Origin of the sequence: Moorena sp. SIO4A1, from assembly GCF_010672065.1 — a bacterium.
Classification (GTDB): Bacteria; Cyanobacteriota; Cyanobacteriia; order Cyanobacteriales; family Coleofasciculaceae; genus Moorena.
Window position 1 is genome coordinate 1 of sequence record NZ_JAAHHX010000644.1, and the last position, 1,544, is coordinate 1,544.

Here is a 1,544-nt window from a genome sequence, read left to right on the forward strand (position 1 = left end):
GACTAAACCAGTTTGCTCACAGTCGCTGCGGCGTGCTAAACCCTAAACCCTACACCCTAAACCCTACACCCTACACCCTAAACCCTACACCCTGAGCCAAAGGCACCCTAACCCTAAATCCTTAACTTGTGATTACCTGCTCATATAGCTCACCAGCACGTTCCCAAGTATATTTCTGTTCAATATACCCTCGACCATTTTCAGACAGTTGTTTACGGAGTTGGCGGTCTTCAAATAACCGACTAATGCCATAAACATATTCTGTTGTATCATTTGCTCGCAATGCCCGCAAAGGGACATCCCCGCCATCAACTGTCAAGCCCTCCAAACCGCGATCGCTTCCCACGACCGGTACTCCTGCTGCCATCGCTTCGAGAGTTTTATTTTTTACGCCAAATCCACTTTGCATTGGCACCACAAATATAGTTGCCTTATGAAGGTGGTCTACTAAAGAAGGCACTGCGCCAGTTACAGTAATCCCTTGGATCTCTTCTAACTCTAGCACCGCTTGCACCGGTTTGGGTCCGACCAATTCTAGCTTGGTATCAGCATAGCGCTCTGTAATTGCTGGGAACACCTCTAGGCTAAAATAACGAGCTGCTTTGATGTTTAGTGGGTTATCCATCGCCCCAGTAAATACTAATCTGTGTCCACCAGGATCAGAGATGCGCCTGGGAAATAAATTAACATCAACCCCATTAGAAATCAATGTAATTTTACTGTCTAGATCAAATGATTCTATTTGCCGTCTATCTTCTGCTGTTGTGACTACAATGTCTGTAAACTTAGCACAATATTGCTCTTCATAGCGACGTAATAGGGGCAAATTTAACTGGTCTTTCAGCTGATTGTCTGATGTTTTGGTTTCCAGCTTGTCCAGAGATTTCCGGTATACAGAATGATGAATATTCACCACAGTTCGCAGCTGCTCCCGCCACTCTGGTCGCACATAAATTTCATTGGTACTGTGTTCACAGGTAATCAGGTCAAATTGTCCCCCCTCCACAGCCTGATCCAGCCATTGCTGCATTGGAGTTGAGTAGAGTTGGAGTACTTTCTGGGGCGTTCCCTGTTGCAAAATGGTACTCCAGCGCTGCAATTTATCCTTTATGCCTTTCTCTTGTTCTGATGGCTGCGGTTGGGGAAACATCACCAGTTCTTCCACCCACTGCTGCAATTTTTCTACCTCGATGTCCGTGATCTCCTCAGAACGTTGAGTAACCAAGGTTATAGCATGACGCTTACTCAGGTACTTGAGTAAATTAAACGTCCTGACCTGAGTTGCCCCCCGCGTTGGCGGATAGGGAAAGGTTGTGGAGATCATTAGAATCTTCATAGGACGTTACTACTTTGAGCAATAATTGACCACAAGGAAAGGACAGGCAAGAATTAATACTTATCTCACTTTTTACATGAGTTAAGCATGAGTTTATTTAAACTATTTAAAAAATAATCTAAACTTTTATTAACATTTATTAATTTTAATTTACTCCAACTTCTTATTGTATAGAATGCGTGATAATCGATATTGCCAAGGTTGGGGT

Annotated in this window: 1 protein-coding gene; it reads right to left on the reverse strand. The window is 43.6% G+C overall.

Annotated features, from left to right (window positions below; translation table 11 throughout):
• Positions 1-121: 121 nt before the first annotated feature.
• Positions 122-1,336, reverse strand: coding sequence for a glycosyltransferase (locus tag F6K53_RS41485; RefSeq protein ID WP_293086204.1), 1,215 nt, complete (start codon positions 1,334-1,336; stop codon positions 122-124).
• Positions 1,337-1,544: the final 208 nt, after the last annotated feature.